Origin of the sequence: Paraglaciecola sp. 25GB23A (genome assembly GCF_040012495.1) — a bacterium.
In the GTDB taxonomy this organism is placed as follows: Bacteria; Pseudomonadota; Gammaproteobacteria; order Enterobacterales; family Alteromonadaceae; genus Paraglaciecola.
The window spans coordinates 71,513-89,989 of sequence record NZ_JBDYKM010000013.1 but is presented as its reverse complement, the minus strand read 5'-3'; the positions used below and the strand labels follow the sequence as shown (position 1 = coordinate 89,989).

At 41.7% G+C, this 18,477-nt stretch carries 14 protein-coding genes; all 14 read left to right on the top strand.

Annotated features, from left to right (window positions below):
* Nucleotides 1-476: 476 nt before the first annotated feature.
* The 14 genes from ABKW31_RS15760 (at nucleotide 477) to pepN (ending at nucleotide 18,476) form a co-directional block, all read left to right on the top strand.
* Complete coding sequence (locus tag ABKW31_RS15760) at nucleotides 477-1,601, top strand: alanine--glyoxylate aminotransferase family protein (protein ID WP_348617523.1); 1,125 nt, start codon at nucleotides 477-479, stop codon at nucleotides 1,599-1,601.
* Between the two features lie 100 nt (nucleotides 1,602-1,701).
* Nucleotides 1,702-2,388: a GntR family transcriptional regulator gene (locus ABKW31_RS15755; RefSeq protein ID WP_348617522.1), complete on the top strand. Its 687-nt coding sequence runs from the start codon at nucleotides 1,702-1,704 to the stop codon at nucleotides 2,386-2,388.
* The gene (gene prpB / locus ABKW31_RS15750; protein WP_348617521.1) at nucleotides 2,385-3,281 is read left to right on the top strand and encodes a methylisocitrate lyase; all 897 of its coding nucleotides are present in this window, start codon (nucleotides 2,385-2,387) and stop codon (nucleotides 3,279-3,281) included. Before ABKW31_RS15755 ends, prpB begins: the two co-directional genes overlap by 4 nt.
* Before the next feature lie 55 nt (nucleotides 3,282-3,336).
* Nucleotides 3,337-4,461, top strand: coding sequence for a 2-methylcitrate synthase (gene prpC / locus ABKW31_RS15745; RefSeq protein WP_348617520.1), 1,125 nt, complete (start codon nucleotides 3,337-3,339; stop codon nucleotides 4,459-4,461).
* Between the two features lie 43 nt (nucleotides 4,462-4,504).
* Nucleotides 4,505-7,096 carry a Fe/S-dependent 2-methylisocitrate dehydratase AcnD gene (gene acnD, locus ABKW31_RS15740; RefSeq protein ID WP_348617519.1) on the top strand — a complete coding sequence of 864 codons (2,592 nt, stop codon included), beginning with the start codon at nucleotides 4,505-4,507 and terminating at the stop codon, nucleotides 7,094-7,096.
* Between the two features lie 98 nt (nucleotides 7,097-7,194).
* On the top strand, nucleotides 7,195-8,394 hold the full coding sequence (prpF, locus tag ABKW31_RS15735; protein ID WP_348617546.1) for a 2-methylaconitate cis-trans isomerase PrpF: 1,200 nt from the start codon (nucleotides 7,195-7,197) through the stop codon (nucleotides 8,392-8,394).
* Between the two features lie 274 nt (nucleotides 8,395-8,668).
* Complete coding sequence (locus tag ABKW31_RS15730; protein ID WP_348617518.1) at nucleotides 8,669-9,358, top strand: SIMPL domain-containing protein; 690 nt, start codon at nucleotides 8,669-8,671, stop codon at nucleotides 9,356-9,358.
* Nucleotides 9,359-9,385: 27 nt separating this feature from the next.
* Nucleotides 9,386-9,850: a GAF domain-containing protein gene (locus tag ABKW31_RS15725; protein WP_348617517.1), complete on the top strand. Its 465-nt coding sequence runs from the start codon at nucleotides 9,386-9,388 to the stop codon at nucleotides 9,848-9,850.
* Nucleotides 9,847-10,134: a hypothetical protein gene (locus ABKW31_RS15720; RefSeq protein ID WP_348617516.1), complete on the top strand. Its 288-nt coding sequence runs from the start codon at nucleotides 9,847-9,849 to the stop codon at nucleotides 10,132-10,134. The genes ABKW31_RS15725 and ABKW31_RS15720 overlap by 4 nt, the downstream gene beginning before the upstream one ends.
* Before the next feature lie 20 nt (nucleotides 10,135-10,154).
* Nucleotides 10,155-10,799, top strand: coding sequence for an RNA chaperone ProQ (gene proQ, locus ABKW31_RS15715; protein ID WP_348617515.1), 645 nt, complete (start codon nucleotides 10,155-10,157; stop codon nucleotides 10,797-10,799).
* Nucleotides 10,800-10,804: 5 nt separating this feature from the next.
* Entirely contained in the window at nucleotides 10,805-12,844 is a 2,040-nt protein-coding gene (gene prc / locus ABKW31_RS15710) for a carboxy terminal-processing peptidase (protein ID WP_348617514.1), read from the top strand.
* An 85-nt stretch (nucleotides 12,845-12,929) separates the two neighbouring features.
* Nucleotides 12,930-14,282, top strand: coding sequence for a sodium-dependent transporter (locus ABKW31_RS15705; protein WP_348617513.1), 1,353 nt, complete (start codon nucleotides 12,930-12,932; stop codon nucleotides 14,280-14,282).
* A gap of 20 nt (nucleotides 14,283-14,302) precedes the next feature.
* A complete protein-coding gene (gene nhaC, locus ABKW31_RS15700; RefSeq protein WP_348617512.1) occupies nucleotides 14,303-15,781 on the top strand; it encodes a Na+/H+ antiporter NhaC in 1,479 nt (492 codons plus the stop codon).
* A gap of 64 nt (nucleotides 15,782-15,845) precedes the next feature.
* A complete protein-coding gene (gene pepN, locus ABKW31_RS15695; protein ID WP_348617511.1) occupies nucleotides 15,846-18,476 on the top strand; it encodes an aminopeptidase N in 2,631 nt (876 codons plus the stop codon).
* Nucleotide 18,477: the final 1 nt, after the last annotated feature.

Here is an 18,477-nt window from a genome sequence, read left to right as displayed (position 1 = left end):
TTAGCCTTTGTTGTGGTTTAGCAATGCAAAAACGACGGCACAAAAAAAGGCCCGAAACTATTAATAGTTCGGGCTTAGGGAATGACTCTTTTACAGAGCCGTGCGCTAACTGGGATTTCATACATCTAGTAACGTTTAATTAAAGGCATTGGATCACAGTCCGGCCTTAAATTGTAGAACATACCTGCTTAAAAAATAAACAATTGTTGATCGTTTTTTTATTTCTTATAATTATCAGATAGATATCATAATTTATTAGTCTCTTTACTAAGGGGTTTTATGTTTATTCACAGTTTGTGCACAGCTTTTCAATAGTTACTCCACATAAAAATCAATAAAAATCAATAAAAACCATAATGATTGAACCAAGATGATTGCTTATAATATTCATCTTATTTATGACCACTATGGCCTCTTGTTAACTTGGTGTTGAACTGCAATCATCGTGACAAGTTAAGCTAGATGATGTTGTTAATATGAATCAGAAATTTCAAAGTTTTTTTCCACCCCATAGAACCTTAATGGGACCGGGTCCTTCAGATGTAAATCCTCGCATATTAGATGCTTTATCACGTCCTACAATAGGTCATCTTGATCCCTTATTTGTTGATCTAATGGATCAGACCAAACAGTTATTACAATTTGCTTTTCAAACCCAAAATGCCTTAACTATGCCCGTATCAGCCCCAGGTTCGGCGGGTATGGAAGCTGTATTTGTTAATTTGGTAGAGCCTGGCGATAAGGTTATTGTTTGTCAAAACGGTGTATTCGGGGGCCGTATGCAGCAAAATGTGCAGCGTTGTGGTGGACAAGCCGTTATGGTGCAAGATGAATGGGGCACAGCAACAGATATTAATAAATTAGAACAAACCTTGAAAATGCATCCAGATGCCAAAGCAGTGGCCTTTGTGCATGCTGAAACATCTACCGGTGTGCGCAATGATGCCAAAGCCCTGTGTGCCCTAGCTAAGCAGTACGAATGTTTAACCATAGTCGATGCCGTTACTTCTTTGGGCGGGATTGAACTGGCCGTAGATGATTGGCAAATAGATGCTATTTATTCAGGTACTCAGAAATGTTTATCGTGTGTCCCAGGTTTGTCACCCGTTTCGTTTAGTCAACAGGCAATTGATGTGATTAAACAACGGCGCAGTCCAGTGCAAAGTTGGTTTCTTGATATGGATCTTGTGATGGGTTATTGGGGGCAGGGTACCAAGCGGGCTTATCATCATACGGCTCCGGTCAATAGTATCTATGCTCTGCATGAGTCCTTACTTATTTTACATGAAGAAGGTTTGCAAGGGGCATGGGATAGGCATGCTGCGATGCATCTAAAATTGCGTGCAGGCCTTGAACACTTAGGCTTGGAATTTGTAGTGAAAGAACAAGACCGCCTGCCACAATTAAATATGGTGCGTATCCCCAGTGGTATTGATGATGCTGCAATTCGTGGGCGTTTACTTAATGAGTTTAACTTGGAAATTGGCGCTGGGTTGGGAGCCTTGGCTGGTAAAGTATGGCGTATTGGCTTGATGGGTTATGGGGCGTCACAAAAGAATGTGGATTACTGTGTTAACTCATTACGTCAGGTATTAATGTAAACAAATTATTTCAGTATTCATATATTGTCGACAATTTATCTTGATCTTTAGTTTTAAATGACTAAACTGCTTAACATTAATTAAATTGTCGACAATCATAATGCAAGAAACCCTATTAAGCTCAAGCACAACTAAAACAGTCACGACTAGGGCTGAGTCGGTGTTCGGCGACCTACGTCAGCGCATTGTTGAAGGCTTGGTGCCTATGGGCAGTAAAATCAGTGAACCTGAACTCGCCCGTTATTATGATATTAGTCGCAGCACCTTGCGGGATGCCTTATCCCGTTTAGAAGGTTGTGGTCTGTTAGAACGCAAAGCCAATATCGGCTATCGCGTGGTTACATTGTCGACAGAAAAGCTATTAGAGATTTTTCGTGTACGCGAATCGTTAGAAGGCATGGCCTGTCATCTTGCGGCGCAAAATATGAGTAGTGAGCAAATTGCAGAGCTCAAATTACTTCTTATTGAACACGAGCAACACGAAGCCTTGCAACAAGGTGAAGCGTATTTTCAAAAAGAAGGTGATTTAGACTTTCATTTCAAAATTGTTTTTGGCAGTGGTAATCAATTATTGATCCGGCTTTTATGTGAAGAACTATATTATTTAGTACGCATGTATCGTTATCAATTTGGAATGGCTAGTCCACGCGCCAAAAAAGCGTTTAGAGAACATCACAACATAATTCAAGCCATCGAAGATAAAGATGGTGAACTCGCTGAAATACTTATGCGTAGGCATATTTCAGCTTCTCGCCTTAATGTAGAAAAACGGATGAATACCCTATGAATAGTTCGAAAATATCCAGTCCAGGCGCACGTTTCCGTCAGGCCTTGAGCGACAATAAACCTTTGCAAATTGTTGGTGCTGTTAATGCGTATTGCGCCATGATGGCCCAGCAAGCAGGACATCAAGCCATTTATTTATCAGGAGCTGGGGTGGCCAATGCCTCTTACGGTTTACCGGACTTAGGCATGACCTCGCTGAATGATGTACTTATCGATGTTAATCGTATTACCAGCGCCAGTGACTTACCTTTGCTGGTGGACATAGATACAGGGTGGGGCGGAGCATTTAATATTGCACGCACCGTTAAAGAAATGATCAAGGCGGGTGCTGCAGCGGTTCATATTGAAGATCAAGTGGCCCAAAAGCGCTGTGGACACAGACCTAATAAAGCGATTGTTTCTAAGGAAGAAATGGTTGACCGCATAAAAGCTGCAGTGGATGCGCGTACCGATGATAACTTTTTTATTATGGCTCGCACTGATGCCTTCGCCCAAGAAGGCTTAGAAGCAGCCATTGAGCGCGCCCAGGCCTGCGTTGAAGCAGGAGCCGATGGTATTTTTGCTGAAGCAATTAAAACAGAAGCACATTATCGCGCGTTTTCAAAAGCTATCAAGGTACCTATTTTGGCTAACATAACTGAATTTGGCCAAACAGAATTGTGGAACAAAGATCAATTAGGTGAATGGGGGGCGGCGATGGTGCTTTATCCCTTAAGCGCCTTTAGAGCAATGAATAAAGCGGCTGAAACTGTATACCAAAATATCTTACAACAAGGTGACCAAAAGCAGGTCATTGAGCTGATGCAAACACGTATGGAGCTCTACGACTATTTGGGTTATCACGACTTTGAACAAAAACTAGATAGTTTGTTTTCTGCGAACAAAGATAACTAAGTGCAGTCAAAAAGACATTAATTACCGAATAAAACAAGATAAGAAGGACAATACAATGGTTGATAAAAAATTAAGTGGTGCCGGTTTACGTGGCCAAAGTGCCGGTCAAACCGCCTTATGTACCGTAGGTAAATCAGGCTCTGGTTTAACTTATCGTGGATATGATGTATCTGATTTAGCTGATAATGCCACGTTTGAAGAAGTCGCTTATTTATTGTTTGAGGGAGCCTTACCCACACAAACTCAATTAGACAGTTACAAACAAGAACTTAAATCCCTAAGGGACTTACCTCAAGCACTTAAAGAAGTATTAAAACTTATTCCGGCTAGTGCTCACCCGATGGATGTTATGCGCACCGGTTGTTCATTCTTGGGCAATTTAGAGCCAGAGAATGATTTTAGCCAGCAACATCAAGCGGCCAATCGCTTGTTAGCCGCTTTCCCTGCCATCATGTGTTATTGGTATCGTTACAGTCACGATGGGGTAGAAATTGACTGCACTACTGAAGAAGATTCTACTTCTGGACACTTTTTAGCTTTGTTACTCGGCAAAACACCCTCAACTTTGCATAGAAAGGTCATGGATGTATCGCTTATCCTCTACGCTGAGCATGAATTTAATGCCTCGACTTTTACCGCTCGGGTGTGTGCCTCAACCCTGTCTGATATGTATTCCTGTATCACCGGTGCAATTGGCTCATTGCGTGGACCATTGCACGGCGGCGCTAACGAGGCGGCCATGGATATGATCCAAAAGTTTGCCTCACCACAAGATGCAAAAGTACAAATGGCTGGTATGTTAGAGCGTAAAGAGAAAATTATGGGGTTTGGACACGCCATCTACCGCGAGACTGATCCACGTAATGTGATTATCAAGGCCTGGTCAGAGAAGCTTGCTGACGAATTTGGTGATACTTCACTTTATGACATTTCAGTGGCTTGTGAAGAATTTATGTGGGATAGCAAAAAGTTATTTTGTAATGCTGACTTCTTCCATGCATCGGCTTATCACTTTATGGGTATACCCACTAAGTTGTTTACCCCTATTTTTGTTTGTTCGCGTTTAACGGGGTGGGCTGCTCATGTTATGGAGCAACGCTCAAATAACCGCATTATTCGACCCAGCGCCGATTATATTGGTGAACAACCACGTAAAGTGGTGCCGATTGCCCAACGTTAATTGAAGCTGTGAAACTCACTAATTCGTTAAAAGAAAGGACATTATGAATACCCAATATAGACGTGCCTTACCCGGCACTACTGTCGATTATTTCGATACACAAGCGGCGGTTGATGCCATTCAACCTGGCGCTTACGCAGGTCTGCCTTATACCTCAAAAGTACTGGCTGAAAATTTGGTCCGTAGATGTGAACCCGCTCAATTAGTTGATGCGCTAAAACAACTGATTGAACGCAAACGGGATCTCGACTTTCCGTGGTTTCCGGCCCGAGTGGTATGTCACGATATATTGGGTCAGACCGCTTTAGTGGACTTAGCTGGACTGCGGGATGCAATTGCGGCCAAAGGTGGCGATCCTGCGAAAGTTAATCCTGTGGTGCCGACTCAATTGGTAGTTGACCATTCTTTGGCCGTTGAATTTGGTGGTTTCGATAAAGATGCCTTTGCTAAAAATAGAGCCATTGAAGACAGACGCAACGAAGACCGTTTTCACTTTATTAACTGGACTAAAACTGCCTTTAAAAATGTGGATGTGATCCCGCAGGGCAATGGCATATTGCATCAAATTAATCTTGAGCGCATGTCGCCAGTGATTCAAAGCCGCAATGGGGTGGCCTTTCCTGATACTTTAGTCGGGACGGATAGTCATACACCCATGGTAGATGCTCTGGGTGTTATCGCCATTGGTGTTGGTGGTCTTGAAGCTGAAAGTGTCATGTTAGGCCGGGCTTCTTACATGCGTTTACCGGATATCATTGGCGTTGAGCTAAGTGGCAAACCCAAAGAAGGCATTACGGCTACCGATATCGTCTTGGCCTTAACGCAATTTTTACGTGAACAAAAAGTAGTATCGTCTTATTTAGAATTCTATGGTGAGGGCAGTAAACACCTGACCTTAGGTGATAGGGCAACGATTTCTAATATGACCCCAGAATACGGCGCCACAGCTGCCATGTTCTATATCGATCAGCAAACTATTGACTATCTCACGCTAACTGGGCGTGAAGATGCGCAAGTCAAGCTAGTTGAAACTTATGCAAAACACACTGGTTTGTGGGCTGATGAAATGACGCAGGCCAAATACGAGCGAGTATTGCACTTTGATCTTTCAGCAGTGGTGCGAAATATAGCTGGTCCTTCGAATCCACATGCTTGTGTGCCCGTGAGTGAATTGGCCCAGCGTAAAATTAGTGGCGTCGTTGAGCATGATAAAGATTTGATGCCAGACGGCGCAGTAATTATTGCGGCTATTACCAGTTGTACCAATACCAGTAATCCTCGCAATATGATTGCTGCTGGACTGTTGGCGCGTAATGCCAACAAACTTGGTTTACAGCGCAAACCTTGGGTCAAAACCTCACTCGCCCCAGGATCTAAAGCAGTACAATTGTATCTTGAAGAAGCGCAGTTATTACCCGAACTAGAGCAACTGGGTTTTGGTATTGTGGCTTTTGCTTGTACCTCATGTAATGGCATGAGTGGGGCCCTCGATCCAAAAATTGCTGAAGAAATCACGGCAAGAAAATTGTATGCCACGGCGGTGTTATCGGGTAACCGTAATTTTGATGGTCGTATTCATCCCAATGCAGATCAAGCATTTTTGGCTTCGCCTCCGCTCGTTGTTGCCTATGCGATTGCCGGGACCATACGCTTTGATATTGAAAAAGATATTCTTGGTTACGATGCTCAAGGTAAGGCGATACGTTTAATTGATTTATGGCCCAGTGATGAAGAAATTGATGCGGTAGTAAAAAGCAGTGTAAAACCGGAGCAATTTCGTAAAGTATATGAACCTATGTTCGATTTAAAAGTGGAATATGGCGAGCATATTGATCCGCAGTACGCATGGCGGGAACAGAGCACTTATATACGTCGTCCTCCCTATTGGGAAGGTGCCTTAGCGGGTGAACGCAGTATGCAAAACATGCGCGCACTGGCCGTATTAGGTGACAACATTACTACCGACCATTTATCACCATCGAATGCTATTTCCTTAGACAGTGCGGCGGGTGAATATTTGCACAAAATGGGCTTGCCGGAAGTCGACTTTAACTCTTATGCCACACATAGAGGCGATCACTTAACGGCGCAACGCGCCACCTTTGCTAACCCCAAACTATTGAATGAAATGGCACGAGATGAGGGAGGTAAGGTAATACAAGGCTCTTTAACGCGGGTAGAACCTGAAGGTAAGGTGATGCGCATGTGGGAAGCAATTGAAACCTATATGCAGCGTAAACAGCCATTGATTATTATTGCTGGGGCTGATTATGGTCAGGGCTCGTCACGTGATTGGGCTGCTAAAGGGGTTCGTTTGGCTGGTGTTGAGGTAATTGTGGCCGAGGGCTTTGAACGTATTCACCGCACTAATTTAGTTGGCATGGGGGTATTACCTCTTGAATTTATGCTAGGTGAAAATCGTCATTCCTTCGCCATTGATGGTTCTGAAACTTTCGATGTGGTGGGTGATATCGCACCTGGTTCACTCTTAAAGGTAATGATGACGCGCAGTACAGGCGAGGTACTTGAGTTGTTGGTTAAGTGTCGCTTAGATACTGCTGAAGAGTTGTCTATTTATCAAGCAGGGGGCGTATTACAGCGTTTTGCGCAAGATTTTTTAGAAGCGACATTATAGAGCGGGTTTCCTCGAGCTATGAGTTTCGGGCAAAAGCATGAGAGCGTTTGTTTAATTGCCTTGCTCGAAACCCCATTTCTATTAACCGAGAAAAAATGATGAGTTTTAAACCACAGATAAAAATCCCCGCAACCTATTTACGTGGCGGTACTAGCAAGGGTGTGTTTTTTAAGCTGCAAGATTTGCCAGCAGCGGCGCAACATGCAGGTGTATTTAGAGACCGTTTATTGCAGCGCATTATTGGTAGCCCAGATCCATATTCTAAGCATACAGACGGCATGGGCGGGGCAACATCGAGCACCAGTAAAGTGGTGATCATTTCCAAGAGTAGTAAAACGGATCATGATGTTGACTATTTGTTTGGGCAAATTGCTATTGATAAAGATTTTGTTGATTGGAGCGGTAATTGTGGCAATTTATCTGCAGCAGTAGGGCCTTTTGCTATTAGTAATGGATTTATTGAAGTAGACAAAATACCAAAAAATGGCCTAGTTAGTATTAAAATTTGGCAGGCTAATATTCAAAAAACCATCATTGCCCATGTCCCTATTGTTGATGGCCAAGTGCAAGAAATGGGTGATTTTGAACTCGATGGTGTGACTTTTCCTGCGGCTGAAATACAACTTGAATTTATCGATCCGGCGGATGATGCAGGTGATGATAACAGCGGTCTTTTCCCAACCGGCAATGTGGTTGACACTTTAACGGTTCCTGAAGAGTTAGTGCCAGGGGGCAAACTACAAGCGACGCTAATCAACGCAGGTATTCCAACTATTTTTATTAATGCACAAAGTCTGGGATATCAAGGCACGGAATTGCAAGACGCGATTAACTCAGATGAAAAGGCTTTAGCGCGTTTCGAAGCGTTAAGAGCGTTCGGGGCAGTAAAGATGGGTTTAATCAAAGATGTAAGCGAAGCGCTTAATCGTCAACATACTCCAAAGATAGCTATCGTCGCGGCTCCACAGGATTATCTAGCATCAAGTGGTAAGGTCATTTTAGCTAAAAATGTTGATGTATTAGTCCGCGCAATGTCAATGGGTAAACTCCATCATGCTATGATGGGCACCGCCGCTGTAGCAATTGGAACGGCTGGCGCCATACCGGGTACATTGGTTAATTTAGCCGCTGGAGGAGGGCAGCGCAGCACAGTCTGTTTTGGTCATCCATCCGGTACCTTAACTGTAGGTGCAGCAGCTGAACTTATTAATGGGCAATGGCAAGTGACAAAAGCCATTATGAGCCGCAGTGCAAGAGTATTGATGGAAGGTTGTGTTCGAGTACCTGATAATTTGTAGGAGAAGATTAGCCGCTGTTGATGCCAACCTATTATTTAATTCGGCAGACATAATTACCATGAGGACGGTTGCGTATTTAAGCAAACGTCCTTTTTGTTATGTGCTTTTTTAAATAGAGGTGGATTTATTGCCTTTAAAATGAAACTTGGTTATTTAAAGTCAAATTGATACGACTTAGGTTTAGCCTCTAGCGTAGTTATCTAGTAAAATCCTGACAATAGAAACAGGCCTTTTATTTTTATGAAGGCTAATAAGAAGCTCAGAAGAGGTATAAATGAAAAAGTTAATAATATTAAGCTTATTATTGCTCAGTGCCTGCGGTCCAAAACCGCCGATTCAACAGGGGCAACAGCGTCAAATTACTGTAACTGGTCTAGGAAGTGTTGTCAGTGTGCCCGATAGATTTAGCTTTACTGTCATAATAGAAGAGCGAGGCCCCTCGGCCAGTGAACTCAATGCATTGGTTGCAGAGAAAACCGCACAAGTAATTGAGCAGTTACAAAAACTCAAAGTAAAGGATAAAAATATTCGGAGTCTGCAAGTTCAGTTTAGCCCTTGGGTTGAATATAATGGTCAAACCCCAGAGCAAAAAGGCTTTGTTTTAAGTCGAAGAATAGACATTACCTTGGACGACTTAGATATGTATGATAAATCGATTGATGGAGTATTGAAGTTAAAAATCAATCGAATTGAAGGCTTTAGCTATGCAAATAGCCATTCTCATGAACACTATCAAAGTGCGGTAAAACAAGCCTTGTTGGATGCAAAACGCAGGGCTGACCATATGGCAGACGTATTAGACTTGGAATTAGGTAAAGCCCTATCGGTGTCTGAATTGTCTCAAGGACAAGTTGTGCCAGAAGGTAAATTTATGGCATTGAGATCCAGAGGTGAAAGTGGTTCAATGCCAGGAGAAATGAGTACTAGCGCTCAGGTATCAGTGGTATTTGAATTAATTGATTAAGTCTTTTTAGATCGACAGAGAACATAAATGAGTCAAAGTAAACAACAACACTATGCTGAACTTGCCCAGCAAGCAGCATCTTTAGTCGCAGATGAGCCAGATATGATTGCCAATATGGCCAATATTAGTTCGTTGCTTTATTGGGCCTTGAAGGATGTTAATTGGGCAGGCTTTTATTTATTAAAAGACGAGCAATTAGTGTTAGGTCCCTTTCATGGTAAACCAGCTTGTATTCGCATACCTCTTGGTAAAGGGGTATGTGGTACCGCCGTTTCTCAAAAAACAGTGCAATTAGTTAGCGATGTACATGAATTTGCTGGGCACATTGCTTGTGATGCCGCTTCAAACTCAGAAGTCGTGCTACCTGTGTTCAAATCAGGTCATATTATTGCTGTATTAGATTTAGATAGTCCTTTGGTCGATCGCTTTGATCAAACTGATGTTGATGGTTTGCAAGTCATTGTTGATAGTTTGCAAGCGAGCTTTGCATGAAGCACCTGATTGATATTCATGTCGCATTAGCAACGATTGATGACATGGACTTTTGGGATGAGCAAGCTGAAGAAGCAGCAGACAAACTTAATTCTATGTTACATTTGCTGTATGATCATGCCGATGAGGACATAGATGTAGAGTCTTTAGAGAATATGATCCAATATATTTGGGAAAATTGGCGAAGAGATAGCCATTTACTCGACATAGATGAAGATGATTTGCATGACTGGGTTGACCAACTATTGGCAACTTGGGATGATGAGCTTCAAGAACCTCGATAACTTACACACTAGAAGAATAAATGGATACTCCACAGAAATTTTCAAATAGCAAAGAAGTGCTGGCATTTTTAGCTGAATCATTCCCTGCCTGTTTTACTATTCAAGGTGCGGCGAAACCCCTAAAAATTGGTATTTTTCAAGATTTAGCCGAAAGACTAGAAAATGAAGAAAAGGTAAGTAAAACCTTACTCCGTTCTTCCCTACGCCATTACACAAATAGCTGGCGTTATTTGCAGTCTATAAAAGAAGGGCAACAGCGGGTTGACTTAGATGGCAACGACGTGGCTCTAATTGAAAAAGACCATGCTGAACATGCTAAAAAGCAATTAGATGAAAGTCGGGCTTTGGTTGCTGAAAAGCGCAAAGAATTGCAAGCTAAAAAACCAGCTGTAAAGAAAAGTTACAAAAATAAAGAACAAACAAAACCCAAACCAGTAGATAAACCCGTTAAAAAGCCTGAAGCTGCGGTTAAGTTGCCGCCTGCTGAGAAACTAACGGCTGAGAACTTGGTTGTTGGAACGCAAGTAACGGTAAAAATTGGAAAAACCCCCATGCCAGCATCGATCACTGACGTTAATAAAGATGGTGTGCATGTGCAACTTGATTCCGGAATGGTGGTCAAAGTCCAAGTTGATAATCTTAGGTTGGCTCGCGCCAAGAGGTAGTAAGTATGATGAAGTCGATTCGTTTGTCTGTAATTTCCGCATTAGTACTAATGGGGACAAATGCAGTTGCTATAGAAAACAGTGAAAGTGTTAAAGGTTTGCCGCATTTAGAGCAAGAATCTCAGCATTCTGTTTCTGCTAAGCGCATTTCCTCGCAGTTTTTAAGAGCGCATTACAAACAGATCGAATTAGATGATGACTTGTCGAAAGTTATCTATGCCCGTTTTCTTCGTTCTATCGATTTTAATCGGAATGTTTTTACTCAGGCTGATATCAAAAAATTTGAGAAATATGCAACTCAATTTGATGATGCGATAGAAGTAGGTGACTTGGCTATCGCCTATGAAATCTATCAGAGCAATATGGAAAAACGTGAGAAACGTTTTGAATATGCCCTGACCTTACTGAGTAAAGAATTCGATTTCACAGTGGCAAATGATGAATTTGTTTTTGATCGTGAAGATGCACCTTGGCCAAAAGACGAGGCCGAATTAGATGAACTATGGCGTCAACGGGTTAAGTATGACGCCTTAAATTTAAAATTAGCCGGTAAAGATTGGCCAAAAATACAAGAATTACTGACCAAGCGTTATGAAAGAGCAATCAAACGATTAACGCAAACTAGTAGTGAAGACGTTTTCCAAGTGGTAATGAATTCTTTTGCTCGCGCTATTGAAGCGCATACTAGTTATTTGTCGCCAAGAAATGCTGAACGGTTCCAAATGGAAATGAACCTTTCTTTTGAAGGAATTGGTGCGGTTTTATTGAGTGAAGATGATTACACCGTGATTCGCAGTGTCGTTCCTGGCGGTCCTGCGGATAAATCGCAAAAAATCAAACCCGAAGATAAAATTGTGGGTGTTGCCCAAGACGATGACGAGTTTGTGGATGTTATTGGCTGGCGCTTAGACGAAGTGGTTGAATTAATTAAAGGGCCTAAGGGCAGTGTTGTGCGCTTACAAGTAGTAAAAGGCTCCGGCGAAAACAATACGCCTGAGATAGTTGCTTTGACACGCGATAAAATTAAATTAGAAGACAAAGCCGCTAAATCTGAGGTGTATGTGCCTAAAACTGGGCCACATAAAGATGAAAAATTAGGCGTAATCACCATTCCTTCTTTTTATAATAATTTGCATGCTGATGTTGAAGTAGAAATTGAGAAATTAAATAAAGAACAGGTGCAAGGAATAATTGTTGATTTACGTGGTAATGGTGGGGGTTCGTTAACTGAAGCAACTCTATTGACTGGCTTGTTTATCGACAAAGGACCTGTTGTGCAGATCCGTGATGGCGCAGGGCGCATCAGAGTTGAACAAGATGTAGATGGTAAGGTGTTTTATGACGGCCCATTAACCGTATTGGTCGACAGGTACAGTGCTTCAGCTTCTGAAATATTTGCTGCAGCCTTACAAGATTATAAACGCGCACTCATTCTTGGTGAACAAACCTATGGTAAAGGTACTGTGCAGCAACATCGTGGTTTAGGCCGTATCTATGATTTGTACGAAAACCCTTTAGGTAGTGTGCAGTTTACTATTGCAAAATTCTATCGTATTGACGGTGGCAGTACGCAGCATATGGGCGTTATTCCTGATGTATTATTTCCATCGCCTATAGATCCTAAAGAGTGGGGCGAAAGCCAAGAAGAAACGGCCTTACCTTGGGATAGTATAGCTCGAGCTAATTATACCACTTTTGCTGAAACAAAACCCGTAGCGCAACAGTTAGTCTTAGAGCATAACAAACGCGTTAGTCAAGATCCTGAGTTTGCCTACATCTTTGAGGATATTGAGCGTTATAAAATCAAAAAAGCAGACAAAACGATCTCCTTGGTTGAGACTGAAAGGCTTAAAGAGAAGAATGAGGCTGAAGAGCGCAATTTGACTCGAGCCAATGAACGTTTAAAACGTCAAGGTTTGGAAGTAGTAAAGTCAATTGAAGATTTACCTGAAGATCTTCCTGAAATTGATCCCTTCCTTGATGAAGCTGCCAGCATTACTTACGACCTTCTCTCAACTGGGAAGTACGCTATTAATCAAAAATAATTATACCAAGCAACAAAAGGGCTATTTCCAATAGCCCTTTTTTACTTTATTTAACACAACTAAAAATAATAAAAATAGGTGACGAATGAGTGCACGAGGTGAATTTTCATCCAGGATTGGATTTATTTTGGCTGCGGCGGGTTCTGCAGTAGGTTTAGGTAACATCTGGGGCTTCCCCACGCAAGTTGCCAGCAATGGCGGTGCTGCTTTTGTTTTGGTTTATATTATTTTGGCCTTCGCTTTAGCTTATCCGGTATTAATGGCTGAGCTTATAATTGGTCGTGCAACACGAGCTAATATGGTTGATGCGCTAGGCCAAATTACCGGCAGTAATATTGGTCGAGCCACAGGTATTTGGGGCTTTATAACCGTTTCGCTTATTTTAGCTTTTTATGCCTTGGTTGCAGGTGTCATGATTTCTTTCTGTGCAGCTCCTCTTGCAGAATTATTGGGCTTTACCAGCGCAAGTGCTTGGTTAACGGCGGATTTGTCGTCGGAACAAGCAGTTAGCCGTAATATTATTTTTTGCGGTTTGTTTATGATCTTGACTGCCAGTATCGTATCTGGGGGAGTCAAAGATGGTATTGAACGTTGGTCAGTTCGTTTAATGCCTGCACTTTTTGTTATTATTTCCCTGTTAATTTTTTATGTATTGTCTTTAGACGGTGCAATGGAAGGTTTACGTCATTATGTATTGCCTGATTTCTCCAAAATTTTAAACCCTGATCTACTCATTAGTGCCATGGGACAAGCTTTTTTCTCTATGTCATTAGGTGTAGGTACCATGTTGGTATACGGTTCATATATTTCTAAAAATGAAAAATTACCTAATTTAGGTGCCGCTGTTGCTTTGGTTGATATTGGTGTAGCGGTACTTGCGGGTTTACTTATTATCCCCGCAATGTACGTAGCCTTGCATAATGGTGTGCAGATTTTTGGTGAAAATGGTGAATACATTGCCGGTCCTGGGCTTATTTTTGCTGTCTTACCCGCATTTTTTGACACCATGGGCATGATTGGTAATGTAGTTGCTTTTGCTTTTTTTGCGCTTATGGTTATTGCTGCTGTGACCTCATCTATTTCGATGTTAGAAGTCCCTGTGGCTTATGTTGTAGAGAGTAAGGGCCTAGGTCGTAAACGTTCAGTTTGGATAATAGCCTCAGTTATCTTCATATTAAGCACTGTTATAGCAACTAATTTTAATGCTTTATTTGGACTTGTCATTGCAGTGACAACCGAATATAGCCAACCTTTGTTAGGCTTAGTTTTATGTATCTTCGTTGGTTGGGTATGGAAGCGAGATCTAATACTGAAAGAGTTAAAACAAGGTGATGAATTTGTTGAACAAGGCTTGTTTTGGAAAATCTGGCCTTGGTACATCCGTTTTGTTTGTCCGGTGGTCATTGTCGTGATGTTTTATCGCTCAGTTTTAGGTTAATAAAAAGGTAATTAGTTTCCATGGAAAATAATAATAATAAACAGGTTAAAGAGGCTTCCTTACTTGATGCATTAGTCCCCATTCTGATATTAGTTTGTCTGCTGGGTTCATCAGTTTACCTTTTTGGCGATAACTCATCTTTTGGTCCGAATCAGATAGCGCTTCTTCTCGCCATGGGTATTGCTGCCATTGTTGGTATTAAGAATGGTTATAAATGGGATGATATTGAAAAGGGTATTGTTAAAGGGATCTCTCGCTCATTGGGTGCAATTCTTATTCTGTTGGCAGTGGGTTCTTTAATAGGTACTTGGATGCTATCCGGCACCGTACCGACATTAATATATTATGGTTTAGATTTATTAAACCCTTCAATGTTTTATGCTGCCTCGTGTTTGATTTGTGGCATTGTTGCTCTGAGTATTGGCAGTTCTTGGACAACCGCGGCGACTGTCGGGGTTGCTTTAATGGGGGTCTCGATTGGCATGGAAATGTCAGCGCCCATTACAGCCGGAGCAATTATCTCTGGTGCTTACTTTGGCGATAAAATATCGCCGTTATCTGAAACAACTAATTTAGCACCAGCGATAGCAGGGACCAATTTATTCGAACATATTCAATATATGTTATGGACGACTGTGCCTAGTTTTATCATTGCCCTTATTCTATTCACCGTGATTGGTTTTGGAGCAGAAGTACCCGAGTCAACAAGCCGTATCGAAGAAATGCAACAATTACTAAATCAAGAATTTAACCTTGGTTTTCATATGTTGATTCCGCTATTTGTATTATTGGCCATGGCAATTCGCAAAGTCCCAGCTTTTCCTGCTGTTGCTTTGGGCGCAATATTAGGTGGCGTGTGGGCGGCTATTTTTCAACCTGATGTCATTGTTAAGCTTGCACAAGAGGGAACGTCAGGCATAGAAGCAACTGCAGTTGTTATTTGGACTGCTCTTTTTGATGGAGTAAAATTTGCTACAAGTAGCGAGACCTTAAATGATTTGTTAAGTCGAGGCGGTATGTCTAGCATGCTTAATACGATTTGGTTGATCATGTGTGCGATGACCTTTGGCGCCGTACTTGAGAAAGTTGGCTTGCTCAAACGTGCAGTTAGTGCTTTTCTTAAAGGGGCTACGTCAGCGGGTGATATGGTAACACGCACAATATTAACCTGTATTGGTACTAATATTATCACCGCGGATCAATATATGGCCATCGTCATGCCCGGTAGAATGTATAAAGAAGAATTTGAAAAACGTGGTTTAAACCAATTAAACTTGTCCCGTAGTTTAGAAGATGGTGGAACATTGACCTCCCCACTTATTCCTTGGAATACTTGTGGAGTTTATATGCAAGGGGTATTGGCAGTAAGTCCTCTTGATTATATTTTCTATGCCTTCTTTAATTTGATTAATCCGGTCTTATCAATAATTTATGCTTATTTGGGTATAAAAATCCTGCGTATTCCTATCCCCAAAACGACTGCAACAACCCAAAGCTAGTTCTAACGAAGTGAGTATTGAAAGCAATACTCACCCTTAATTTTGTAAATTTTTAGAGAGTGATATGACGACAAATTCGATACAAGTGACTGAGCCTAATATAAAAAAAAGGTCAGATTATTTGCCTTCAGCATTTTTGATTGAACACGTTTCTTTGACTTTCGATCTTACATCTGAATCAAGCACTGTTCGTTGTGTTTCCCGCGTAATACGTAATGGCCAACATCAGCTTCCCTTAGTGCTTGACGGTGAAGAGTTAGAATTAAAATCTATAGCTGTCAACGGGCAGGCATGGACTGACTATCAAGTCGAAGCAAGTTCAATGACTTTGAACATTGCCTTGGCAGAGTTTGAATTAGATATCACCACGACTGTTTATCCACATTTAAATACTAGCCTGGAAGGTTTGTATTTTGCAGCAGGTGCTTACTGTACTCAGTGTGAAGCGGAAGGCTTTCGTAAGATCACCTACTTTTTAGATAGGCCTGATGTATTGGCAACCTATGATGTAACGATACGAGCGGAACAAGCGGCTTTTCCTTTTTTATTATCAAATGGCAATAAAATCGACAGTGGCTCACTAGACGATGGACGTCATTGGGTGAGTTGGTCTGACCCGTTCAAAAAACCCTGTTATTTATTTGCCTTGGTGGCGGGCGATTTCGATTTATTAGTCGATAGTTATACCACCATGACTGGGCGTGAAGTCGCGTTGGAGTTATTTGTTGACAAAGGTAAGTTGTCTAAAGGGCAGCATGCACTGGATTCACTTAAAAAAGCTATGCAGTGGGATGAAGAAGTATTTGGTTTAGAGTACGACTTAGATATCTACATGATCGTTGCCGTCGATTTTTTCAACATGGGCGCGATGGAAAATAAAGGTTTAAATGTATTTAATAGCAAGTTTGTCTTGGCTGACCCTGAATCAGCCACAGACGACGATTTTTTTAATATTGAAGCCGTTATTGCCCACGAATATTTCCACAATTGGACTGGTAACCGAGTCACGTGCAGAGATTGGTTTCAGCTTAGTTTAAAAGAAGGTTTGACTGTTTTTCGCGATCAGCAGTTTAGTGCTGATATGGCTTCGCCTTTAGTTAATCGTATTAAAAACGTAAAAGTGATACGCGAAAATCAGTTTGCCGAAGATGCCAGTGCCATGTCGCATCCGATCCGTCCAGATGAAGTCATAGAAATGAATAATTTCTATACGGTTACTGTGTATGACAAAGGGGCAGAGGTGATCCGTATGATGCACACTTTGTTAGGGGCGCAGGGTTTCAGGCAGGGCATGGATTTGTATTTTGAACGCTTTGATGGACAAGCGGTAACCTGTGATGATTTTGTGCAAGCCCTACAAGATGCAACGGGCAAGGATTTGACCATATTTAAACGTTGGTATAGTCAATCCGGCACACCCAGTGTAAATGTCACAGATTTTTACGATCGTCAAACGGGTACCTATAGGTTAAATATTAGCCAGAATACAAAGGCCACCGCTGGCCAGAAAGATAAAATGTCACTGCACATTCCCTTAACCTTTAGTTTGTTAGACAAACAAGGAAAAACACTTAGCCTTGACGATAAGGGCAGTACCGAACTAGTAGCTGAGTTAAAAGAAGACAATCAACAATTTAACTTTTTTGGTTATACAGAAAAACCAACGCCATCTTTGCTGCATAATTTTAGCGCTCCTGTGCGTTTAGAATTTGACTATAGCAACGAACAACTTGCACATGTGTTGCTGCACAGTCCTGATGATTTTGCTCGTTGGGATGCGAGTCAAAAGATCTACAGTGATTGTATTCATCAGTTAAGCAATAATGATCAGGTAGTGGCCAATACCCTAGTAGACAATTTATTGCTGGCACTGAAGCCTATTGCTGAAAATCCAGATTTACCCTTGGCCTTTAAAGCTGAAATGTTAAGTTTGCCTTCTTTTGAAACGCTGCTTCAGCAACGTGGAAAGGTTAATATCGATAAACTATACAACGCTAGAAAATCTTTGATGCTTATAATGGCAAAGGCATTTTTACCTCAGTGGCGTGCTATGTATCAAACAACAACGCGTCAGCCTTATCAATATGAACAAGGCCAAGTTGAGCAGCGTAAGCTAAATAACCTCAGTTTAGAATACTTACAATTAAGTGGCGAACAAGATGCGGAAGGACTTATCCGTCAACAATTTGCTGAATCGAATAATATGACTGATACTCTGGGTGCCTTAGCGGCTGCTCAGTTAGGTGAGCTGAGTTTATTTGACGACTTGATGTCTCAATTTGAGCAACGTTGGCAAGCTGAACCGCTGGTTTTGGATAAGTGGTTTTCCTTGCATGCCAACACACCGCGTCCTGATATCCTTGCGCGACTTGAGATACTCGCGGGCCATGCTCAATACAGTATTTCTAATCCCAACAGGGTGCGTTCTCTAGTGGGTAGTTTTGCTTATTATAATGTTCCCGGGTTTCATGCTATTGACGGCAGTGGTTACGCTTTTTTAGCAGATTATCTGATTAAATTGAATACCGTAAATCCACAAATTGCTGCGAGGTTAATTACGCCTTTAACACAATGGCAGAAAGTAGATAAAAAACGCCAAGCATTAATGCAACATCAGTTAATGCGTATAAGCGGCATTCCGAACTTAAGTAAAGATTTGTTTGAAAAAATAAGCAAGAGTTCAAATTTTAAATAAT